Below are 18,170 nucleotides of genomic sequence, written 5' to 3' on the forward strand. Positions count from 1 at the left end.
CATCGTCATGGCCAAACCTGGATTTCGCCTCGCGCTGTTTGCCACCCTGCTGGCACTGATCGTCGTGCTGCTCGGCGCCTACACCCGCCTGACCCACGCCGGCCTCGGCTGTCCGGACTGGCCGGGCTGTTACGGTTTTATCAGCGTGCCGAAAAGCGAAGCCCAACTGGCCCATGCCGAACTGCATTACCCCGACTCGCCGGTGGTGGCGCACAAGGGCTGGAACGAGATGATCCACCGCTACTTCGCCGGGACCCTCGGCCTGCTGATTTCGATTCTGGCCGGACGCGCCTGGGTCAATCGCCGGCATCCGGGACAGCCGCTGAAGCTGCCGCTGTTTCTGCTGGCGGTGGTGTTCGCCCAAGCAGCGTTCGGCATGTGGACGGTGACGCTCAAACTCTGGCCGCAAGTGGTCACCGGGCATTTGCTCGGCGGCTTCGCGACATTGAGCCTGCTGTTCCTGCTGACCTTGAGACTCTCCGGCGTGCTGCCGGCGCTGACCGTGCCCAGGCGTTTGCAGTATTGGGCGACGGCGGGACTGTTGCTGGTGATCGGCCAGATCGCGCTGGGCGGCTGGGTCAGTTCCAACTACGCGGCGGTGGCCTGCATCGACTTTCCGACCTGCCACGGTCAATGGCTGCCGCCCGCTGATTTTGCCAACGGCTTTCACCTGACCCAGCACATCGGCCCGAATTACCTCGGCGGCCAGCTCGACAGCGATGCGCGCACGGCAATCCACCTGACCCACCGCATCGGCGCGTTGCTGGTGACGCTGGTGCTGCTCGGGCTGGCCTGGCAACTCAGAGCCGTCGGCATGACCCGGCTCGCCGGGCTGGTGCTGGTCGCCCTCGGCGCACAAATCACCCTCGGCATCAGCAATGTGCTGTTCCATCTGCCGCTGCCGGTGGCGGTGGCGCATAACGCCGGCGGTGCGGCGCTGTTGCTGACGATGGTGCTGGTCAATTACCACGCACGGACCAGTCTGGTCCGGGTCAAACAGCCGGTGCTCGCACGCTGGCGCCTCAGCCCGCGTAAACACGTGGCGGCGCCCATCACCATTAAAGGAGAAACGCCATGGCGCTTCTGATCGGCGAACGTCCCGCGCAAGCGCTGTGGCGTGACTATCTGGAGCTGACCAAGCCGAAAGTGGTGGTGCTGATGCTCATCACCTCACTGGTCGGCATGTTCCTCGCGACCCGTGCCGGGGTGCCGTGGACCGTGCTGTTGTTCGGCAACCTCGGGATCGCCCTGTGTGCCGGCGGTGCGGCGGCGGTCAACCATGTGGTGGACCGGCGCATTGACGCGGTGATGGCGCGCACCCACAAGCGGCCATTGGCTGAAGGCCGGGTATCGCCGGCTGCGGCACTGACCTTTGCCTTGGTCCTGGCGCTGCTCGGCCAGGCCTTGTTGCTGACCTTCACCAACCCGCTGACTGCCTGGCTGACCCTCGCCTCCCTGCTCGGCTACGCGGTGATCTACACCGGTTTCCTCAAGCGTGCGACGCCGCAGAACATCGTCATCGGCGGCCTCGCCGGCGCCGCCCCGCCACTGCTTGGCTGGACCGCCGCCACCGGTCATGTCAGCGCCGAACCGTTGCTGCTGGTGCTGATCATCTTCGCCTGGACCCCGCCGCACTTCTGGGCGCTGGCAATCCATCGTAAAGAGGAATACGCCAAGGCCGACATCCCGATGCTGCCGGTGACCCACGGCGAGCATTACACCAAAGTGCACATTCTGCTCTACACCTTTGCGCTGCTGGCGGTGAGTCTGCTGCCGTACGTGATCCACATGAGCGGCGTGCTGTATCTGCTGTGCGCTCTCGCGCTGGGCGCAAGGTTTCTGCAATGGGCCGTGGTGCTGTACCGTGGCACTCGGCCGCACGCGGCGATCAACACCTTCAAGTACTCTATTTATTACTTGTTCCTGTTGTTCATCGCCCTGCTCGTAGACCACTACTTACTGTTGAACTTATGACTCGAACCCAGAAAACCGTCTTCATCCTCGTCGCCGTGATCGCGCTGATCCTGGGACTTACCGTCAACAAAGTGCTGAGTGGCAAGGGCCAGGGCGACCCCACCGCGCTGATCGACGCCGGCATCATCCTGCTGCCGCAGAGCCGCACCCTGCCGGGCGTGACCATGACCAATCAGGATGGCCAACCGGTCGCCATCGACGAGTTGAAAGGCAAGTGGAGCCTGCTGTTCTTCGGCTACACCTTCTGCCCGGACATCTGCCCGACCACCCTCGCCCAATTGCGCCAGATCAAGAGCGAGTTGCCCAAAGACGCTGTGGACAAGTTGCAGATCGTACTGGTCAGCGTTGACCCGAACCGCGATAACCCGCAGCAGTTGAAGCAGTACCTGGGCTACTTCGATCCGCAGTTCATCGGCCTGACGCCGAAGTCGATCGAAGAGCTGCAGAAGGTCGCCAATGCGGTGAGCATTCCGTTTATTCCGGCCGATACCAGCAAGCCGAACTACACCGTGGATCACAGCGGCAACCTGGCGGTGATCGGGCCGGACGGGACGCAGCGCGGGTTTATTCGGGCGCCGTTGAACAACGCCAAACTGGTCGCGCAGTTGCCGGTGATGCTCAACCGCAAATAAACGCCGAAGAGCGAAAAGCCCCTCACCCTAACCCTCTCCCGGAGGGAGAGGGAACTGACCGAGGTGTTTGTTCGAGTTGCGCCGGCCTGCAATTGTGAGTCGAACTCAGGCTCGAAGAGCTTGAAGATCGGCCCCCTCTCCCTCTGGGCGGTCCGACGTTTCGGGAGGGCTGGGGTGAGGGGAAGCTTCACAGCAGGTCCAAAGCCAGACACAAAAAAGGGGACGCTCATGGCGTCCCCTTTTTCGTTGCAGCAATCTAAATCAGAACGCCGGCAATACCGCGCCTTTGTACTTCTCGGTAATGAACTTCTTCACTTCCGGGCTATGCAGGGCAGCCGCCAGTTTCTGCATCGCGTCGCTGTCCTTGTTGTCCGCACGGGACACCAGGATGTTCACGTAAGGCGAGTCGTTGCCTTCGATCACCAGCGCATCCTTGGATGGATCGAGCTTGGCTTCCAGCGCGTAGTTGGTGTTGATCAGCGCCAGATCGACCTGGGTCAGCACGCGCGGGATGGTCGCGGCTTCCAGTTCACGGATCTTCAGGTCTTTCGGGTTCTCGGCGATGTCTTTGACAGTCGACAGAATGTTCTTCGAATCCTTCAGCTTGATCACGCCCGCCTTGTCCAGCAGCAACAGCGCACGGCCGCCGTTGGTGGCGTCGTTCGGGATTACCACGTTGGCGCCGCTTGGCAGTTCATCAAGCTTCTTGTACTTGTTCGAGTACGCACCCAATGGCTCCAGGTGCACGCCGGTCACAGCAACCAGGCTGGTGCCCTTGGCCTTGTTGAACTCGTCGAGGTACGGCTGGTGCTGGAAGAAGTTAGCGTCCAGACGCTTTTCGGCGACCTGTACGTTGGGCTGAATGTAGTCGGTGAACACCTTGACCTTCAGATCCACGCCTTCCTTGGCCAGCGCCGGTTTCACGAACTCGAGGATTTCCGCGTGCGGCACCGGGGTGGCGGCAACGGTCAGGGTTTCTGCAGCGTGGGCCGAAAAAGCGGCTACGGCAGCGAAAGCAGCGATCAGTTTTTTCATTCAGCTAACTCCTTTTCAAAGCGCCCGTGTGGCGCCTGCCAGCGAATGGCCGGCTCATCTCTTGATTTACAAAAAACCGGTTATTTGCGCGAAAAATGCACGACCAGTCGATCACCGACCATTTGCAGCACTTGCACCAGAATCAGCAGCAACACCACGGTGACGATCATCACGTCAGTCTGGAAACGCTGGTAGCCGAAACGGATCGCCAGGTCACCCAGACCCCCGGCGCCGACCACACCGGCCATCGCCGTGTAGGACACCAGTGTAATCGCCGTCACCGTAATCGCCGCGAAAATGCCCGGACGGGCCTCTGGCAGCAAGGCGTTCATGATGATCTGCCGGGTGGTCGCGCCCATCGACTGAGTGGCTTCGATGATGCCGCGGTCAACTTCACGCAGTGCGGTTTCCACCAGACGCGCGAAGAACGGAGTCGCCCCCACTACCAACGGCGGAATCGCCCCGGCCACGCCCAGCGAGGTGCCGGTGATCATCACGGTGAACGGGATCATCACGATCAACAGAATGATGAACGGCAGCGAGCGCAGGATGTTCACCGCCAGCGACATGATCGCGTAGACCACCCGGTTTTCCAGCAACTGGCGCGGGCTGCAGAGAAACAGCAGCACACCCAGCGGCAGGCCGAGCAGAACGGTGAACAACAGCGAACCACCGAGCATCATCATGGTGTCGTTGGTGGCCAGGCCGATTTCCAGCCAGTCGATGTTCTGGAAGAACAGCTTGATGGCTTCTACTGCGGCGTCGTAGTTCTTGATTGCAGCGTCGTACATTTCCATTAACGCAGCACCTCCATGTGAACGTCAGCGGCGGCGAAACGGGCGAAGGCCGCTTCCATGTCGCCACCGGTGACGGCGAGGGTCAATTGCCCGTAAGGAATGTCTTTGATGCGGTCGATGCGACCGGCGAGGATGCTGTAGTCGACCCCGGTTTCCCGGGCGACGGTACCGAGCAACGGCGCGTAAGTCGCTTCGCCCTGGAAGGTCAGGCGCACGATGCGACCCGGCACGTGAGCGAAGTCATCACGCTGCTCGTTTTCGTCGATCTGCTCGCTTTCCTGCACAAAACGCTTGGTGGTCGGGTGCTGCGGATGCAGGAACACATCGGCCACCGAGCCTTGCTCGACGATCACGCCAGCATCCATTACCGCCACTTGGTCGCAGACGCGACGGATCACGTCCATCTCGTGGGTGATCAGGACGATGGTCAGTTTCAGCTCGCGGTTGATCTCGGCCAGCAGTTGCAGGACCGACGCGGTGGTCTGCGGGTCAAGGGCGCTGGTAGCCTCGTCGCACAGCAGAATTTTCGGCTTGGTCGCCAGGGCGCGGGCGATGCCGACGCGCTGCTTCTGGCCGCCGGACAATTGTGCCGGGTACTTCTTGGCGTGATCGGACAGGCCGACCCGCGCCAGCAACTCGGCGACGCGCTGATTGATCTCGCTGGTCGACAGTTCGCCGGCCAGGGTCAGCGGCAGCGCGACGTTGTCGGCTACGGTCTTGGAGGCGAGCAGGTTGAAGTGCTGGAAGATCATCCCGACTTGCTGGCGGAAACGGCGCAGGCCGTTGGCGTCCAGCGCGGTGACTTCTTCGCCGTCGACGAAAATCTTGCCGCCGCTGGAGTCTTCCAGGCGATTGATCAGACGCAGCAGGGTACTTTTTCCCGCACCGGAATGGCCGATCAGGCCGAACACCTGACCGTTTTCAATCGCAAGACTGGTCGGGTGCAGGGCGGGAATGTCCTTACCGGCGACGCGGTAAGTTTTGTGGACGTTTTGAAACTCGATCACGTAGCGAACCTTGTGGGGCGCGTTAGAAAAGGATCAGCGGTTAGCCGGGCGCGCATTTTAGCCTGTCCGTATAGAGGTTCTTAGCATTTATTTCGCAATTAACCTTCGATTTGGCAATAACAAGATCAAAGGTCATAAAAAAGGAACGCCCAAAACCCTCGTCAGTCATTAGGTAAGCGACTTGAAAACCCTGGGTGCCGTGCCCGGGAACCACTCAAGAGTCCCCGCACTTATCGGGGTCAATCGAGGAGTTTACGTCTGATGAGCAGCAAGAAACCTACGACCGACAAAAGCCAGATGGCCGGATCCGATACCAAGGATCGCGCCAACACCAACGCCAAACTCGACAGCCTGGAGACCTTTCGTTCCGACGCCACCGGCCAGGCCCTGCGCACCAACCAGGGGGTGAAGGTCGCCGACAACCAGAACACCCTGAAGGCCGGCCCGCGCGGGCCGTCGCTGCTGGAAGACTTCATCATGCGTGAGAAAATCACGCACTTTGACCATGAGCGAATCCCGGAGCGTATCGTCCACGCCCGCGGCACTGGCGCGCATGGTTTCTTTCAGGCCTACGAGAACCATTCGACACTGACCAAGGCCGGTTTCCTGCAGGATCCGGGGAAAAAAACCCCGGTGTTCGTGCGTTTTTCCACCGTACAGGGGCCACGCGGCTCCGGCGATACCGTGCGTGACGTGCGTGGTTTCGCGGTGAAGTTCTTCACCGACGAAGGCAATTTCGACCTGGTCGGCAACAACATGCCGGTGTTTTTCATTCAGGACGCAATCAAGTTCCCCGACTTCGTCCACGCGGTGAAACCCGAGCCGCACAATGAAATCCCCACCGGTGGCTCGGCTCACGACACGTTCTGGGACTTCGTATCCCTGGTGCCGGAATCGGCGCACATGGTCATCTGGGCGATGTCCGACCGGGCGATCCCGAAAAGCCTGCGCAGCATGCAGGGCTTTGGCGTGCACACCTTCCGCCTGGTCAACGCCGAGGGCAAATCGCGCTTCGTCAAATTCCACTGGCGCCCTACCGCCGGCACCTGCTCACTGGTGTGGGACGAGGCGCAGAAACTCGCCGGTAAAGACACCGACTACCACCGTCGCGACCTCTGGGAAGCCATCGAGATGGGCGATTACCCGGAATGGGAGCTGGGTGTACAGATCATTGAGGAGGAAAACGAGCACGACTTCGATTTCGACATCCTCGACCCGACCAAACTGATCCCCGAAGAAATCGTGCCGATCACCCCGCTGGGCAAGATGACCCTCAACCGTAACCCGGACAACTTCTTTGCCGAGACCGAGCAGGTCGCGTTTTGCCCAGGCCACATCGTGCCCGGCATCGACTTCTCCAACGATCCGCTGCTGCAAGGTCGACTGTTTTCCTACACCGACACGCAAATCAGCCGACTCGGCGGGCCGAATTTTCATGAGCTGCCGATCAACCGCCCGGTGGCACCGTTCCACAACGGTCAGCGCGACGCGCAGCACCGCACGGTGATCGACAAGGGTCGTGCATCCTACGAACCAAACTCGATTGATGGCGGCTGGCCGAAAGAAACCCCGCCGGCGGCGCAGGACGGTGGCTTCGAGAGCTACCCGGAACGCATCGACGCGAACAAGATCCGCCAGCGCAGCGAATCGTTCAGCGACCACTTCTCCCAGGCGCGGCTGTTCTTCAACAGCATGAGTGAGCACGAGAAGGAACACATCATCGCCGCCTACAGCTTCGAACTGGGCAAGGTTGAACGGGAGTTCATCCGCGCGCGGCAGGTGAACGAGATTCTCGCCAACATCGACCTGGAACTGGCTAAACGCGTCGCGGCCAATCTGGGCCTGCCGGCGCCGGGCAAAGGCACGGTCGAGGTGCGCAAAACCTCGTTCGATCATTCGCCAGCGCTGAGCCAGGCCAATCTGCTGCCAGAAAACATCAAGACCCGCAAAGTGGCGATCCTTGCCGCCAACGGCGTCGATAGTGCGGCGATTGATGCGATGAAAAAGGCCTTGGCGGCTGAAGGTGCACACGCCAAATTGCTCGGTCCGACCTCGGCGCCGGTGAAGACTGCCGACGGCAAAACCCTGGCGGTGGATGCATCAATGGAAGGCATGCCTTCGGTGATCTTCGATGCGGTGTTCGTGCCAGGTGGCGCGGCGTCAATCAAGGCGTTGAGCGGCGATGGCGTGGCGTTGCATTACCTGCTGGAGGCGTACAAGCATCTGAAAGCGATTGCGCTGCACGGCGAGGCCGAACAGTTGCAGGATCTGCTGAAGCTGGAAGCGGATGCAGGGTTGCTGCAGGGCAAGGATGTGAAAGCGTTGACCAAACCGTTCTTTGCCGCGATCGGGCAGCATCGGGTTTGGGCGCGGGAGCCTAAGGCGAAAGCCATTCCGGCTTAAAAGCTTCGTTGGCTGAAAGGACGCTTTCGCGAGCAAGCTCGCTCCCACAAGGGATCTCTGGTGAACACAGATTTTGTGTCAGGCCCAAGATCAAATGTGGGAGCGAGCTTGCTCGCGAAGCTTTTAAGGTTTACGCGGACTCAAGACCATCTGCGCCGGTACTGTGCGCAGAGTTTGCTTCACAATCTTCAGATCAAAATCCGGGTTCAACTTCTTCACCCGCTTGGTCAGCAGAGTCGCCAGCCACGGATAGTCATCGGTACGCGGCGCCTGAATGGTCACCCCACACTCATAATTCACCACATCAGCGGCGATCGCATCCAATTGCCGGCGAAGTTTGCGGCTATCGGTGATGTTCAGCGCCACCGTGGTGCTCTCGGCGGTCGGGTCGATCACCTTGGCTTTCGGTTTGGCTTCGGCAGCGAGCAGTGCGGCTTCAGCTTTTTCCAGCTCGGCTTTGCGGGCTTCGGTGATGGCGCCGTTGACTCCACCGGTCAGCGCCGGAGCCTTGGGCATCAGGGCGCGGGCACGGCTCAGCGCAGTGGCGGCGGCATTCACGTCGCCTTTCTGCAACACGATCTGACTACGGCGCAGATAGGCTTCGGCCAACTGCCGCTGGTATTGCTCAAGGGACTGATCGTTGGGGCTCTGTGCCTGCAAGGCGGCCAATTGGTCTTCGGCGGTGGCCAGTTCGCTGCTGGCCAGGCTTTGCTCCAGCTGTGCGATGGCCGCGGCCCGCGCGTCGGGGACTTCAGCCACCGGCGGCGTGCTTTGGCAGGCGCCCAGCAGCACGGAAAATGCGACAAGGAGCAGATAACGGGAGGCGAACGGCTTCATTCCTGCGACTCTCTAATTGCGCAAAAAGCGAGCAAGTCTACACCCCTCGACGGGGCAGAACAAAACTCAGCAGAAACAGTGCGGCCGCCGTCACAACGATTGACGGCCCGGCCGGGGTGTCCTTGAACCACGACAGCGCCAGCCCGCCACACACGGCGAGCATGCCCAGCAGGCTCGCGCCCAGCGCCATCTGCTCCGGCGAGCGGGCGTGACGTTGTGCCGCAGCGGCCGGGATGATCAGCAGCGAGGTGATCAGCAACACCCCGACGATTTTCATCGCCACCGCAATCACTACCGCGATCAACAGCATCAACGCCATACGCAGGCCCGCCACCGGCAGGCCTTCGACTTTGGCCAATTCTTCATGCACGGTGATCGCCAGCAATGGCCGCCACAGCGTCACCAGCAACACCAGCACCGCCGCGCTGCCACCGAGGATCCACGCCAGATCGGTCGGACTGATCGCCAGCAGGTCACCGAACAGATAGGCCATCAGGTCGATCCGCACTTCATGCATGAAGCTTAGTACCACCAGGCCGAGAGAGAGCGTGCTCGGCGCGAGAATTCCCAACAGCGTGTCGGACGCCAGCGGCTGGCGCTGTTGCAAGGTCACCAGCAAAACCGCCAACAACAGGCAACCGACCGTCACCGCCACCGTCGGGCTGACATCCAGAAGAAAGCCGAGCGCCACACCGAGCAGTGCGGCGTGGGACAAGGTGTCGCCGAAATACGCCATGCGCCGCCAGACCACGAACGAACCAAGCGGACCCGCGACCAGCGCCAGCGCCAGACCTGCAAGCAGGGCATACAACAGAAAATCAGCCATGCTTGCAGTGGTCTCCGTGAACGTGGGTGTGGCCCGCATCGGGCGCCTTGACCACCGAACCGTGCAGGTCGTGGGCGTGGTCGTGATGGTGGTGATAGATCGCCAGGCTCGGCGCATTCTTGCCGAACAGCTCGACGAACGCCGGATCGCCGCTGACCTGCTCGGGATGCCCGGAGCAGCAGACATGACGGTTGAGGCAGACCACCTGGTCGGTGGTGCTCATGACCAGATGCAAATCGTGGGACACCATCAATACGCCGCAGCCGTGACGGTCGCGCAGCCGGGTAATCAGACTGTACAGCTCGGCTTGGCCGGCAACATCGACGCCTTGCACCGGCTCATCGAGCACCAGCAACTCAGGCTCGCGCAGCAACGCTCGAGCGAGCAGCACGCGCTGCATTTCGCCACCAGAAACGCTTTGTACCGGGCTGTCGATGACGTGTTCGGCGCCGACTTCTTTCAACGCGGCCAACGCACGCGGACGATCAACGCCCGGCACCAGGCGCAAAAAGCGCAGCACCGAGAGCGGCAAGGTCGGATCGACGTGGAGTTTTTGCGGCATGTAACCGACGCGCAGCTTGGGCTTGCGCCAGACGCTGCCGCTGTCCGGTTTGAGCAAACCGAGCACGGCGCGCACCAGCGTGGTCTTGCCGGCACCGTTAGGGCCGATCAGGGTGACAATCTGCCCCGGTTCGACGCTCAGTTCGATATTGTCCAGCACCGTCTGTCCGGCAAACGTGACAGCGACCTGTTCCAGACGGATCAGCGCGTTGCTCATCAAGCCCCCTGGCAACCGGAGCACAGGCCGACCACTTCGACGGTCTGGGTTTCGACGATGAAACCGACATCCCTGGCGCTGTTGATAATCGCGTCGCTGATCACTTTTTGTTCAAGTTCGATCGCCGCGTGGCAGTCGCGGCAGATCAGGAACTGGCCCTGATGCGCGTGTTCCGGATGCACACAGCCAACGAAGGCGTTGAGCGAGGAGATACGGTGCACCAGGCCGTTTTCCAAAAGGAAATCCAGCGCGCGATACACGGTCGGCGGTGCGGCGCGACGGCCGTCCTGCTCGCTCAACACCGCGAGAATGTCGTAGGCGCCCAGCGGCTTGTGGCTCTGCCACACCAGTTCCAGCACCCGGCGGCGCAACGCGGTCAGGCGCAAGCCTTTCTGGGCGCACAAGGCATCGGCCTCGGTCAGTGCGCTGTGCACGCAATGAGAGTGGTCGTGGGGACGGCTGGCAATCGGTGTAATAGGCATGGGCGGCGACGAGTTTTGATAGAGACGTTATTATGTTACCCGTTCTCGCCTCATTGAGTGGTCATCGTGTCCCGACTTTTTTCTGTTTTTGTGGCGTTTGTCGCCAGTTTTCTGCTGATCGGTTCGGCTCAGGCCGAGGTCAAGGTCCTCACCAGCATCAAACCGTTGCAACTGATTGCTGCGGCAGTGCAGGACGGTGTGGCCATCCCGGAGGTGCTGCTGCCGCCGGGTGCTTCGCCGCATAACTACGCGCTGCGCCCGTCCGACGTGCGCAAGGTGCAATCAGTCGATCTGCTGTACTGGATCGGCCCGGACATGGAAGGTTTCCTGCCGCGTGTACTGAACGGGCGAACCCTGCCGAGCGTGGCGGTGCAGGACCTGCCGGGCATGAAACTGCGTCGTTTCGCCGAGGACAGCCACTCCCACGCCGAAGACGCCGACGAGCATGATCACGATCACCGCCCGGGCACGCTGGACGCGCATTTGTGGTTAGCGCCGGTCAACGCGCGGGTCATTGCCGAGAAAATGGCCGCTGACTTGAGCGCTGCCGATCCGGCCAACGCCGAGCGCTATCAGAGCAACGCCAAGGCGTTTGATGAGCGTCTGGATGCATTGGATCAGCGTTTGAAGAAGCGTCTGGCCAGCGTTGAAGGCAAGCCGTACTTCGTCTTTCACGAGGCGTTTGATTACTTTGAAGAAGCTTATGGCCTGAAGCATGCCGGTGTGTTCAGCGTAGCCGCCGAAGTGCAGCCCGGTGCGCAGCATGTTGCGGCGATGCGCAAGCGCTTGCAGGAAGTGGGCAAGACTTGTGTGTTCAGTGAGCCGCCATTGCGTCCGCGTCTGGCCGAGACTTTGGTGGCCGGCCTGCCAGTGAAACTGGCGGAGCTGGATGCGCTGGGCGGATACACCCCGGCGACGGCTCAAGGCTATGAGCAAGTGCTGGAGAAGCTGGGCAATGATCTGGCAGGGTGCCTGGAATCGCTGTAACACCGGCATCGGTATTGCCCCCATTCGCGAGCAGGCTCGCTCCCACAGGATCGCCGAAACCCTGGGGGAGCGAGCCTGCTCGCGAAGTTTTTAAAGGGCAAAAGGCAACGGTGTATTGACCTGCTGCCGCTGCGCCAAGCGCTGCTCGAACTCCTTGGGATCGTGAATCAGCACGTCCTGCCCGGCAAACTGCTCCGCCGCGATCAATCGCGACAGCCAGAACCGCACACACGCCACGCGCAGCAGGGTCGGCCACAACTCAGCTTCCGCCGCCGTGAATGGTCGCAACGCGGCATAAGCGCCAAGAAATGCCCGAGCTCGCGGGCCATCGATCAGGCCGTCCTCGTCCGAACACCAGTCATTCAAGGCAATCGCCACGTCGTACAGCATCGGCCCCGAGCAGGCGTTGTAGAAGTCGATCAGCCCGGTCAGGTGCGTGCCTTCGAACATCGCGTTATCGCGGAACAGGTCGGCGTGAATATTCGCCCGAGGCAAGGCGAGAATCCGCTCTTTCTGCACGGTGATTTCATCCAGCGCCTTGTGCAGCAGCGCACGCGGCGCATCGCTCAGGTGCGAGAGAAATTCGGTGCCCTCCTCCAGCATCCAGTCCAGGCCACGATCGGTCTTGCGCTTGATCATGCGCTCGCCCTGGGTCGCCAGGTGCAGATGTGCCTGCAACTCGCCGACCTGCGCGCAATGCTGCGCGTTGGCGACCTTGATGTGCTTGCCCGACAGACGTGGCTGCAACAGCGCCGGCTTGCCCTTCAGCTCACGCAGCGCCACGCCGTCGGTGGTGCGCAGTGCGTAAGGCACCGGCAGATCGGCCTCGTGCAGGACGTCGAGCAAGTCGATGAAGAACGGCATTTCCTGCACAGGGCCACGCTCGACCAGGGTCAGGACGAACTCGCCCTGCTCCAGGCTGATAAAGAAATTGGTGTTTTCACTGCCGGCGGCAATCCCCTGGAAATCAAGCAGACGGCCAAGCCCGTAAGGGGCGAGAAAGGTTTCCAGCTCGGGCCGAGCCAGGGGGGTGAACACAGACATGGTTAAAAACTGCTCAGTTCGGGCGCCGCCAGCACAGCGGCGCCGATTAAAGTTAAGAGACTACTTCCATTCGAAAATCTTCCACGACGGAATCAGCATATCCGGCTGATCCGAGCGGATGAAGTTTGCATCGGTACCGTCCGCACGCACCAGAAAATAGGGCGGGAATCCTTTCTTGGTGACCTTGATCGCATACAGGAAACCGTTCTGACGGTACTCCTGGATGGTCTTGTCACCCTCGGTACGGATGGTGACTTCCGGGTCCGCTGACGGCGCATCATCCGCCGCGATCGCAACCAGCGGTGAGACAGCAATCAAACTGACCAGCAGCAAGCGATTTAACGTACGCATGATAACCTTGTCCCTTTGTCGTCAACGGTCCCGCTATTCTAGCGCCGGGCCCGCCGAAAAGGTTGATTCTGCTCATGAGCCAAGCCCCCCTCGTCCTGGTGGACGGTTCGTCTTACCTGTACCGTGCTTTCCACGCACTGCCACCGCTGACCACCTCCAAAGGCCTGCCGACCGGCGCGGTCAAAGGTGTGCTGAACATGCTCAAGAGTCTGCGCAAGCAGTACCCGGACAGCCCGTTCGCCGTGGTCTTCGACGCCAAGGGCGGGACGTTTCGCGATGAGATGTACGCCGAATACAAGGCCAACCGCCCAAGCATGCCCGACGACATGCGCGTGCAGATCGAGCCGCTGCACCAGAGCGTGATCGCCCTCGGCTTCCCGCTGCTGTGCGTGGAAGGCGTCGAGGCTGACGACGTGATCGGCACCCTCGCCCGCAGCAGTGCGGCGGCGGATCGCCCGGTGATCATCTCCACCGGCGACAAGGACATGGCGCAACTGGTCGACGGCCACATTACCTTGGTCAACACCATGTCCGGTAGCTCGATGGACGTAGAGGGCGTGAAGGAGAAATTCGGCGTCGCTCCGGAGCAGATCATCGATTATCTGGCACTGATGGGCGATTCTTCCGACAACATCCCCGGCGTTCCCGGCATCGGCCCGAAGACTGCGTCCGGCCTGCTGGTGGGCGTTAACGGCGGCCTGACCGAGCTCTACGCAAACCTCGACATCGTCCCGACCCTGCCGATTCGCGGGGCCAAGACCCTGCCGGCCAAGCTCGAAGAGCACAAGGAGATGGCGTTTCTCTCCTATCAACTGGCGACCATCAAGGTCGATGTGCCGCTGGACGTTGAACTCGATGATTTGCAGATGGGCGCCGAAGACCCGGCCAAGCTCTACGAGCTGTACTCGCTGCTGGAATTCAAAAGCTGGATCAATGATCTGGATCGCGACGCCAAGCGTCAGGAACTGAGCGCTGCTGCCGAGCCTGCGCCGGCCGGCGATCTGTTCAGCGCGCCAGCGGAAGAAGCGCCTGTCGCTCCCGTCGAAGCTGCCTACGAAACCATCCTCGATCAGGCGCGTTTCGACGTCTGGCTGGAAAAACTGAACAACGCCAGGCTGTTCGCCTTCGACACCGAAACCACCGGCATCGACGCGCAACAGGCGCAACTGGTCGGCCTGTCGTTCGCCGTGCAGGCCAACGAAGCGGCGTACATCCCGCTGACCCACTCTTACATCGGTGTACCGGAGCAACTGGATCGCGACACCGTGCTGCGCGCGCTCAAGCCGATTCTGGAAGACCCGAACAAACTCAAGGTCGGCCAACACGCCAAATTCGACATGAATATCCTGGCCAACTGCGCCATCGGCGGCGATCAGAGCCAGGGCATCCACGTGCGCGGGATTGCCTTCGACACCATGCTTGAGTCCTACGTGCTCAACTCCACCGCCACCCGCCACGACATGGACAGCCTCGCGCAGAAGTACCTGGACCACACCACCGTGAGCTTCCAGGACATCGCCGGCAAAGGCGCCAAGCAACTGACCTTCGACCAGATCGCCCTGGAACAGGCCGGGCCGTATGCCGCCGAAGACGCCGACATCACCTTGCGGCTGCACCAGACCCTGTTTGAAAAACTCAGCGCGATCCCGAGCCTGGCCAGCGTGCTGACCGACATCGAGATGCCACTGGTGCCAGTGCTGGCGCGCATCGAACGCCAGGGCGCGTTTGTCGACGCCGAGCTGCTCGGTATCCAGAGCATCGAGCTGGGCAACAAGATGGTCGCGCTGGAGCGCGAAGCGTTCGAGATCGCCGGCGAAGAATTCAACCTCGGCTCGCCGAAGCAGCTGGGCGTGATCCTTTACGAAAAACTCGGCCTGCCGGTGCTGAAAAAAACCGCCAAGGGCCAGCCGTCCACCGCCGAGGAAGTACTGGCGAAACTTGCCGAGGACGATCACCGCTTGCCGAAGGTGCTGATGGAGCACCGCTCGATGAGCAAGCTGAAAAGCACCTACACCGATCGTCTGCCGGAGCAGATCAACCCGCGCACCGGGCGCATCCACACCTCGTACCATCAGGCCGTGGCTTCCACCGGCCGCTTGTCCTCCAGCGATCCGAACCTGCAGAACATTCCGGTGCGTACCGCAGAAGGCCGGCGCATCCGCCAGGCTTTCGTGGCGCCAAAAGGATACAAACTGCTGGCGGCGGACTACTCGCAGATCGAACTGCGGATCATGGCGCACCTGTCCAAAGACGAAGGCCTGATGAACGCCTTCCGCAACAACCTCGACGTGCACACCGCTACCGCTGCCGAAGTGTTCAAGGTCGAACTCAATGAAGTGACCTCCGACCAGCGCCGTGGCGCCAAGGCGATCAACTTCGGTTTGATCTATGGCATGGGCGCGCAGAAGCTCGGCAAGGACATTGGCGTCGACACCAAGACCGCCAAGGCCTACATCGACACCTACTTTGCGCGCTATCCCGGCGTTCGCGAGTACATGGATCGCACCCGCGCCCAGGCGGCGGATCAGGGGTATGTCGAGACGTTCTTCGGTCGTCGGTTGTACCTGCCGGAGATCAACTCGAACAAGCCGCAGGAACGCGCAGCCGCCGAACGCACGGCGATCAACGCGCCGATGCAGGGCACGGCCGCCGACATCATCAAGAAAGCCATGGTCGCGGTGGATAACTGGCTGGCGTCGTCCGGACTGGACGCGAAGGTCATCCTGCAAGTGCACGACGAACTGGTGCTGGAGGTGCGTGAGGATCTGGTCGAGCAGGTCAGCGCGGAGATTCGCGTGCACATGAGCGAGGCGGCGAAACTGGATGTGCCGCTGCTGGTCGAAGTGGGTGTGGGCAACAATTGGGATGAGGCTCACTAAGCCATTTACCGACGGTTTGCCGCGACACGACGTGGCGGCAAACCCGGCAAGTCCTGCTTATTTCGAAAAGCACTTGGGATTATTCCAAAGCTTTTCAAAAAAAATCTGAACTAATCTTGCAGCACACTACTCAGAGTTACTGAATGGCTGGTGAAGCCCTTCGATGCTCCTATGTTGTGTTAAGTGTTGGCAGATATCTGAACCCCGCCCTAGCGGTTCGGAACTTAAACCCCGGAATTTCTCCCTCCCCAATGAAATCCGGGGCTTTTTTTGCCCGAAAATCGGCTGCGGCACGCGCAGGCACCACAGCCAATTTTCCAATCCCTGTTTACTCAGCCGCCTCGGCGCCTTTGTCTGCCAGTTCCATCCAGCCCGCCAGAACAGTGTAGGCCTCTTCCAGGCCCATGCGTTTTGGCGCCGAGAACAGCTGGATCGTCACCAGATCGCCCCAACCCTTGCGAATTTCCGACTGCACCTTGAGCAGGGTGTTCTTGGCTGCGCCGTAGGTCAGCTTGTCGGCCTTGGTCAGCAGAATGTGCATCGGCATGCCGGCGGCAACGGCCCAATCGAGCATCAGCAGGTCGAAGTCGGTCATTGGATGACGGATGTCCATCATCAGAATCAAACCTTTCAAACTCTCCCGGCCACCGAGATAAGCCTCGAGGTGACGCTGCCAGTGTTGCTTGAGCGGGATCGGTACTTTTGCATAACCGTAGCCCGGCAGGTCGACCAGACGCCGATCATCGTCTAGCTTGAAGAAGTTCAACAGCTGTGTGCGCCCCGGGGTTTTCGAGGTGCGCGCCAGGCTGGCGTGAGTCAAAGTGTTCAGGGCGCTGGATTTGCCGGCGTTGGAGCGACCGGCGAAAGCCACTTCAAAGCCTTCGTCGTCCGGGCACTGGTCGACTTTGGCGGCACTGAGCATGAACGTGGACTGTTGGCACAGGCCGAGGATGGGATTCTTGAGTTGCATGGGATTTCCGATGTGGGCGGCGCCGGGATTGGGCGCGGAACGCGGTGTCGCTTCCGTTTCAGTGACGCCAGTATATAATGCCGCAGATTTTGTGTGTGCTTTGTCCCAGCGAAGGATGAAGTTCACGAGAGCGACAGACCTTGATTGCGCATTAGAACGCAGAACGCTCTCAACCCTGAAAAGGTCGTTTTATGACGAAATGGCTGCTGGCTGCCGGAGTCTTGATGCCGCTTTACAGCGCACAGGCTACACAGGATCCGGAAGCAGTGTACAACCGTGTTTGTGGTGCCTGTCATTCCGGCCAACTACCCATGGCGCCCGCAAGAGGCGATCAGGATGCTTGGACGCCGAGGTTGGCGAAAGGTATGGGGACGCTGGTGCAACACGTGACCCAGGGTTTCAAGGCGATGCCGCCGCGTGGTTTGTGCATGGACTGCAGTGCCGAGGATTACCAGGCCATCATCCTCTGGATGAGCGAGAGTAAACCCGGTCCATAACTCTTAACCCTTAGCCGTAGTTGGATTAGCTGATGAACAAATTGATCGTGAGTCTGCTGTTGACCGTGGGAATCTCCGGTATGGCCCATGCTGCGGGCGATGCCGCAGCAGGACAGGCGAAAGCCGCCGTATGTGGAGCCTGCCATGGCCCGGACGGGAACAGCATGGCGCCAAACTTTCCGAAACTGGCCGGCCAGGGTGAACGCTACCTGACCAAACAACTGCACGACATCAAGTCGGGCAAGCGCCAGGTTCTGGAAATGACCGGCCTGCTGACCAACCTGAACGACCAGGACCTGGCCGACATCGCGGCCTACTTCGCCAGCCAGAAAGGCAGCGTCGGCGCCGCCGATCCGAAGATCGTCGCGCGCGGTGAAGCCCTGTTCCGTGGCGGCAACCTGGAAAAAGGCCTGCCAGCCTGCACCGGCTGCCACTCGCCGAACGGCACCGGCAACGCGGCCGCCGGCTTCCCGCACCTGGGTGGCCAGCACGCTCAATACATCGCCAAGCAACTGACCGACTTCCGCAAGGAAGAAGGCGGCCGTGCCAACGACGGCGACGCCATGACCATGCGCACCATCGCCCGCAAACTGAGCGACGAAGACATCGCCGCGGTCGCCAGCTACATTCAGGGCCTGCACTAAGGGCCTCAAATCGAGCGTTGGCCGGGG

The 18,170-nt window shown here is 61.0% G+C and carries 18 protein-coding genes; 8 read left to right on the plus strand and 10 right to left on the minus strand.

Annotation, left to right across the window (positions count from 1 at the left end; translation table 11 throughout):
• The first annotated feature begins 7 nt into the window (after nucleotides 1-7).
• The 3 genes from PseuLF5_RS12225 to PseuLF5_RS12235 are packed head-to-tail and all read left to right on the plus strand — an operon-like array spanning nucleotide 8 to nucleotide 2,606.
• Entirely contained in the window at nucleotides 8-1,087 is a 1,080-nt protein-coding gene (locus tag PseuLF5_RS12225) for a COX15/CtaA family protein (RefSeq protein WP_222833966.1), read from the plus strand.
• Nucleotides 1,075-1,974 carry a heme o synthase gene (cyoE, locus tag PseuLF5_RS12230; RefSeq protein ID WP_340133633.1) on the plus strand — a complete coding sequence of 300 codons (900 nt, stop codon included), beginning with the start codon at nucleotides 1,075-1,077 and terminating at the stop codon, nucleotides 1,972-1,974. Before PseuLF5_RS12225 ends, cyoE begins: the two co-directional genes overlap by 13 nt.
• Nucleotides 1,971-2,606 carry an SCO family protein gene (locus PseuLF5_RS12235; protein ID WP_102355457.1) on the plus strand — a complete coding sequence of 212 codons (636 nt, stop codon included), beginning with the start codon at nucleotides 1,971-1,973 and terminating at the stop codon, nucleotides 2,604-2,606. The genes cyoE and PseuLF5_RS12235 overlap by 4 nt, the downstream gene beginning before the upstream one ends.
• Nucleotides 2,607-2,867: 261 nt before the next feature.
• Here PseuLF5_RS12235 and PseuLF5_RS12240 read toward each other — a convergent pair whose 3' ends face one another.
• The 3 genes from PseuLF5_RS12240 to PseuLF5_RS12250 all read right to left on the minus strand — a co-directional run bounded on the left by PseuLF5_RS12240 (nucleotide 2,868) and on the right by PseuLF5_RS12250 (nucleotide 5,445).
• Nucleotides 2,868-3,641, minus strand: a complete 774-nt coding sequence (locus PseuLF5_RS12240) for a MetQ/NlpA family ABC transporter substrate-binding protein (RefSeq protein ID WP_123470213.1) — start codon at nucleotides 3,639-3,641, stop codon at nucleotides 2,868-2,870.
• Nucleotides 3,642-3,721: 80 nt separating this feature from the next.
• A complete protein-coding gene (locus PseuLF5_RS12245; protein WP_177490549.1) occupies nucleotides 3,722-4,432 on the minus strand; it encodes a methionine ABC transporter permease in 711 nt (236 codons plus the stop codon).
• A gap of 5 nt (nucleotides 4,433-4,437) precedes the next feature.
• Nucleotides 4,438-5,445: a methionine ABC transporter ATP-binding protein gene (locus PseuLF5_RS12250; protein WP_123470209.1), complete on the minus strand. Its 1,008-nt coding sequence runs from the start codon at nucleotides 5,443-5,445 to the stop codon at nucleotides 4,438-4,440.
• A 261-nt stretch (nucleotides 5,446-5,706) separates the two neighbouring features.
• On the opposite strand from PseuLF5_RS12250, the gene katE reads away from it, so the two are divergent.
• The gene (gene katE / locus PseuLF5_RS12255; RefSeq protein ID WP_340133638.1) at nucleotides 5,707-7,848 is read left to right on the plus strand and encodes a catalase HPII; all 2,142 of its coding nucleotides are present in this window, start codon (nucleotides 5,707-5,709) and stop codon (nucleotides 7,846-7,848) included.
• A gap of 123 nt (nucleotides 7,849-7,971) precedes the next feature.
• On the opposite strand, the gene PseuLF5_RS12260 is transcribed toward katE, so the two are convergent.
• From PseuLF5_RS12260 to PseuLF5_RS12275, 4 genes are read right to left on the minus strand one after another with little or no spacing between them, the layout of a single operon-like run.
• Nucleotides 7,972-8,685 carry a PA5502 family lipoprotein gene (locus PseuLF5_RS12260; protein WP_340133640.1) on the minus strand — a complete coding sequence of 238 codons (714 nt, stop codon included), beginning with the start codon at nucleotides 8,683-8,685 and terminating at the stop codon, nucleotides 7,972-7,974.
• Nucleotides 8,686-8,722: 37 nt separating this feature from the next.
• Complete coding sequence (gene znuB, locus PseuLF5_RS12265; protein ID WP_016986450.1) at nucleotides 8,723-9,511, minus strand: zinc ABC transporter permease subunit ZnuB; 789 nt, start codon at nucleotides 9,509-9,511, stop codon at nucleotides 8,723-8,725.
• Nucleotides 9,504-10,289, minus strand: a complete 786-nt coding sequence (znuC, locus tag PseuLF5_RS12270) for a zinc ABC transporter ATP-binding protein ZnuC (protein WP_340133641.1) — start codon at nucleotides 10,287-10,289, stop codon at nucleotides 9,504-9,506. Before znuC ends, znuB begins: the two co-directional genes overlap by 8 nt.
• On the minus strand, nucleotides 10,289-10,771 hold the full coding sequence (locus tag PseuLF5_RS12275; protein ID WP_123470201.1) for a Fur family transcriptional regulator: 483 nt from the start codon (nucleotides 10,769-10,771) through the stop codon (nucleotides 10,289-10,291). The genes znuC and PseuLF5_RS12275 overlap by 1 nt, the downstream gene beginning before the upstream one ends.
• 66 nt (nucleotides 10,772-10,837) lie before the next feature.
• Between PseuLF5_RS12275 and PseuLF5_RS12280 the strand changes: the two genes are divergently transcribed.
• A complete protein-coding gene (locus tag PseuLF5_RS12280) occupies nucleotides 10,838-11,758 on the plus strand; it encodes a zinc ABC transporter substrate-binding protein (protein WP_128615034.1) in 921 nt (306 codons plus the stop codon).
• Between the two features lie 90 nt (nucleotides 11,759-11,848).
• On the opposite strand, the gene PseuLF5_RS12285 is transcribed toward PseuLF5_RS12280, so the two are convergent.
• Together PseuLF5_RS12285 and PseuLF5_RS12290 are read right to left on the minus strand one after the other, a co-directional pair.
• Entirely contained in the window at nucleotides 11,849-12,802 is a 954-nt protein-coding gene (locus PseuLF5_RS12285) for a homoserine kinase (RefSeq protein ID WP_123470199.1), read from the minus strand.
• 60 nt (nucleotides 12,803-12,862) lie between these two features.
• Nucleotides 12,863-13,153: a DUF2782 domain-containing protein gene (locus PseuLF5_RS12290; RefSeq protein WP_123470197.1), complete on the minus strand. Its 291-nt coding sequence runs from the start codon at nucleotides 13,151-13,153 to the stop codon at nucleotides 12,863-12,865.
• Between the two features lie 74 nt (nucleotides 13,154-13,227).
• Between PseuLF5_RS12290 and polA the strand changes: the two genes are divergently transcribed.
• The gene (gene polA, locus PseuLF5_RS12295; RefSeq protein ID WP_267795699.1) at nucleotides 13,228-16,032 is read left to right on the plus strand and encodes a DNA polymerase I; all 2,805 of its coding nucleotides are present in this window, start codon (nucleotides 13,228-13,230) and stop codon (nucleotides 16,030-16,032) included.
• A 328-nt stretch (nucleotides 16,033-16,360) separates the two neighbouring features.
• On the opposite strand, the gene yihA is transcribed toward polA, so the two are convergent.
• Nucleotides 16,361-17,002 carry a ribosome biogenesis GTP-binding protein YihA/YsxC gene (yihA, locus tag PseuLF5_RS12300; protein WP_123470193.1) on the minus strand — a complete coding sequence of 214 codons (642 nt, stop codon included), beginning with the start codon at nucleotides 17,000-17,002 and terminating at the stop codon, nucleotides 16,361-16,363.
• A gap of 191 nt (nucleotides 17,003-17,193) precedes the next feature.
• On the opposite strand from yihA, the gene PseuLF5_RS12305 reads away from it, so the two are divergent.
• Together PseuLF5_RS12305 and PseuLF5_RS12310 are read left to right on the plus strand one after the other, a co-directional pair.
• Nucleotides 17,194-17,499, plus strand: coding sequence for a c-type cytochrome (locus PseuLF5_RS12305; protein WP_123470191.1), 306 nt, complete (start codon nucleotides 17,194-17,196; stop codon nucleotides 17,497-17,499).
• A gap of 32 nt (nucleotides 17,500-17,531) precedes the next feature.
• Complete coding sequence (locus PseuLF5_RS12310; RefSeq protein ID WP_123470189.1) at nucleotides 17,532-18,143, plus strand: c-type cytochrome; 612 nt, start codon at nucleotides 17,532-17,534, stop codon at nucleotides 18,141-18,143.
• The last annotated feature ends 27 nt before the right edge of the window (nucleotides 18,144-18,170 follow it).

This window comes from Pseudomonas sp. LF-5, from assembly GCF_037626295.1.
GTDB lineage: Bacteria > Pseudomonadota > Gammaproteobacteria > Pseudomonadales > Pseudomonadaceae > Aquipseudomonas > Aquipseudomonas monsensis.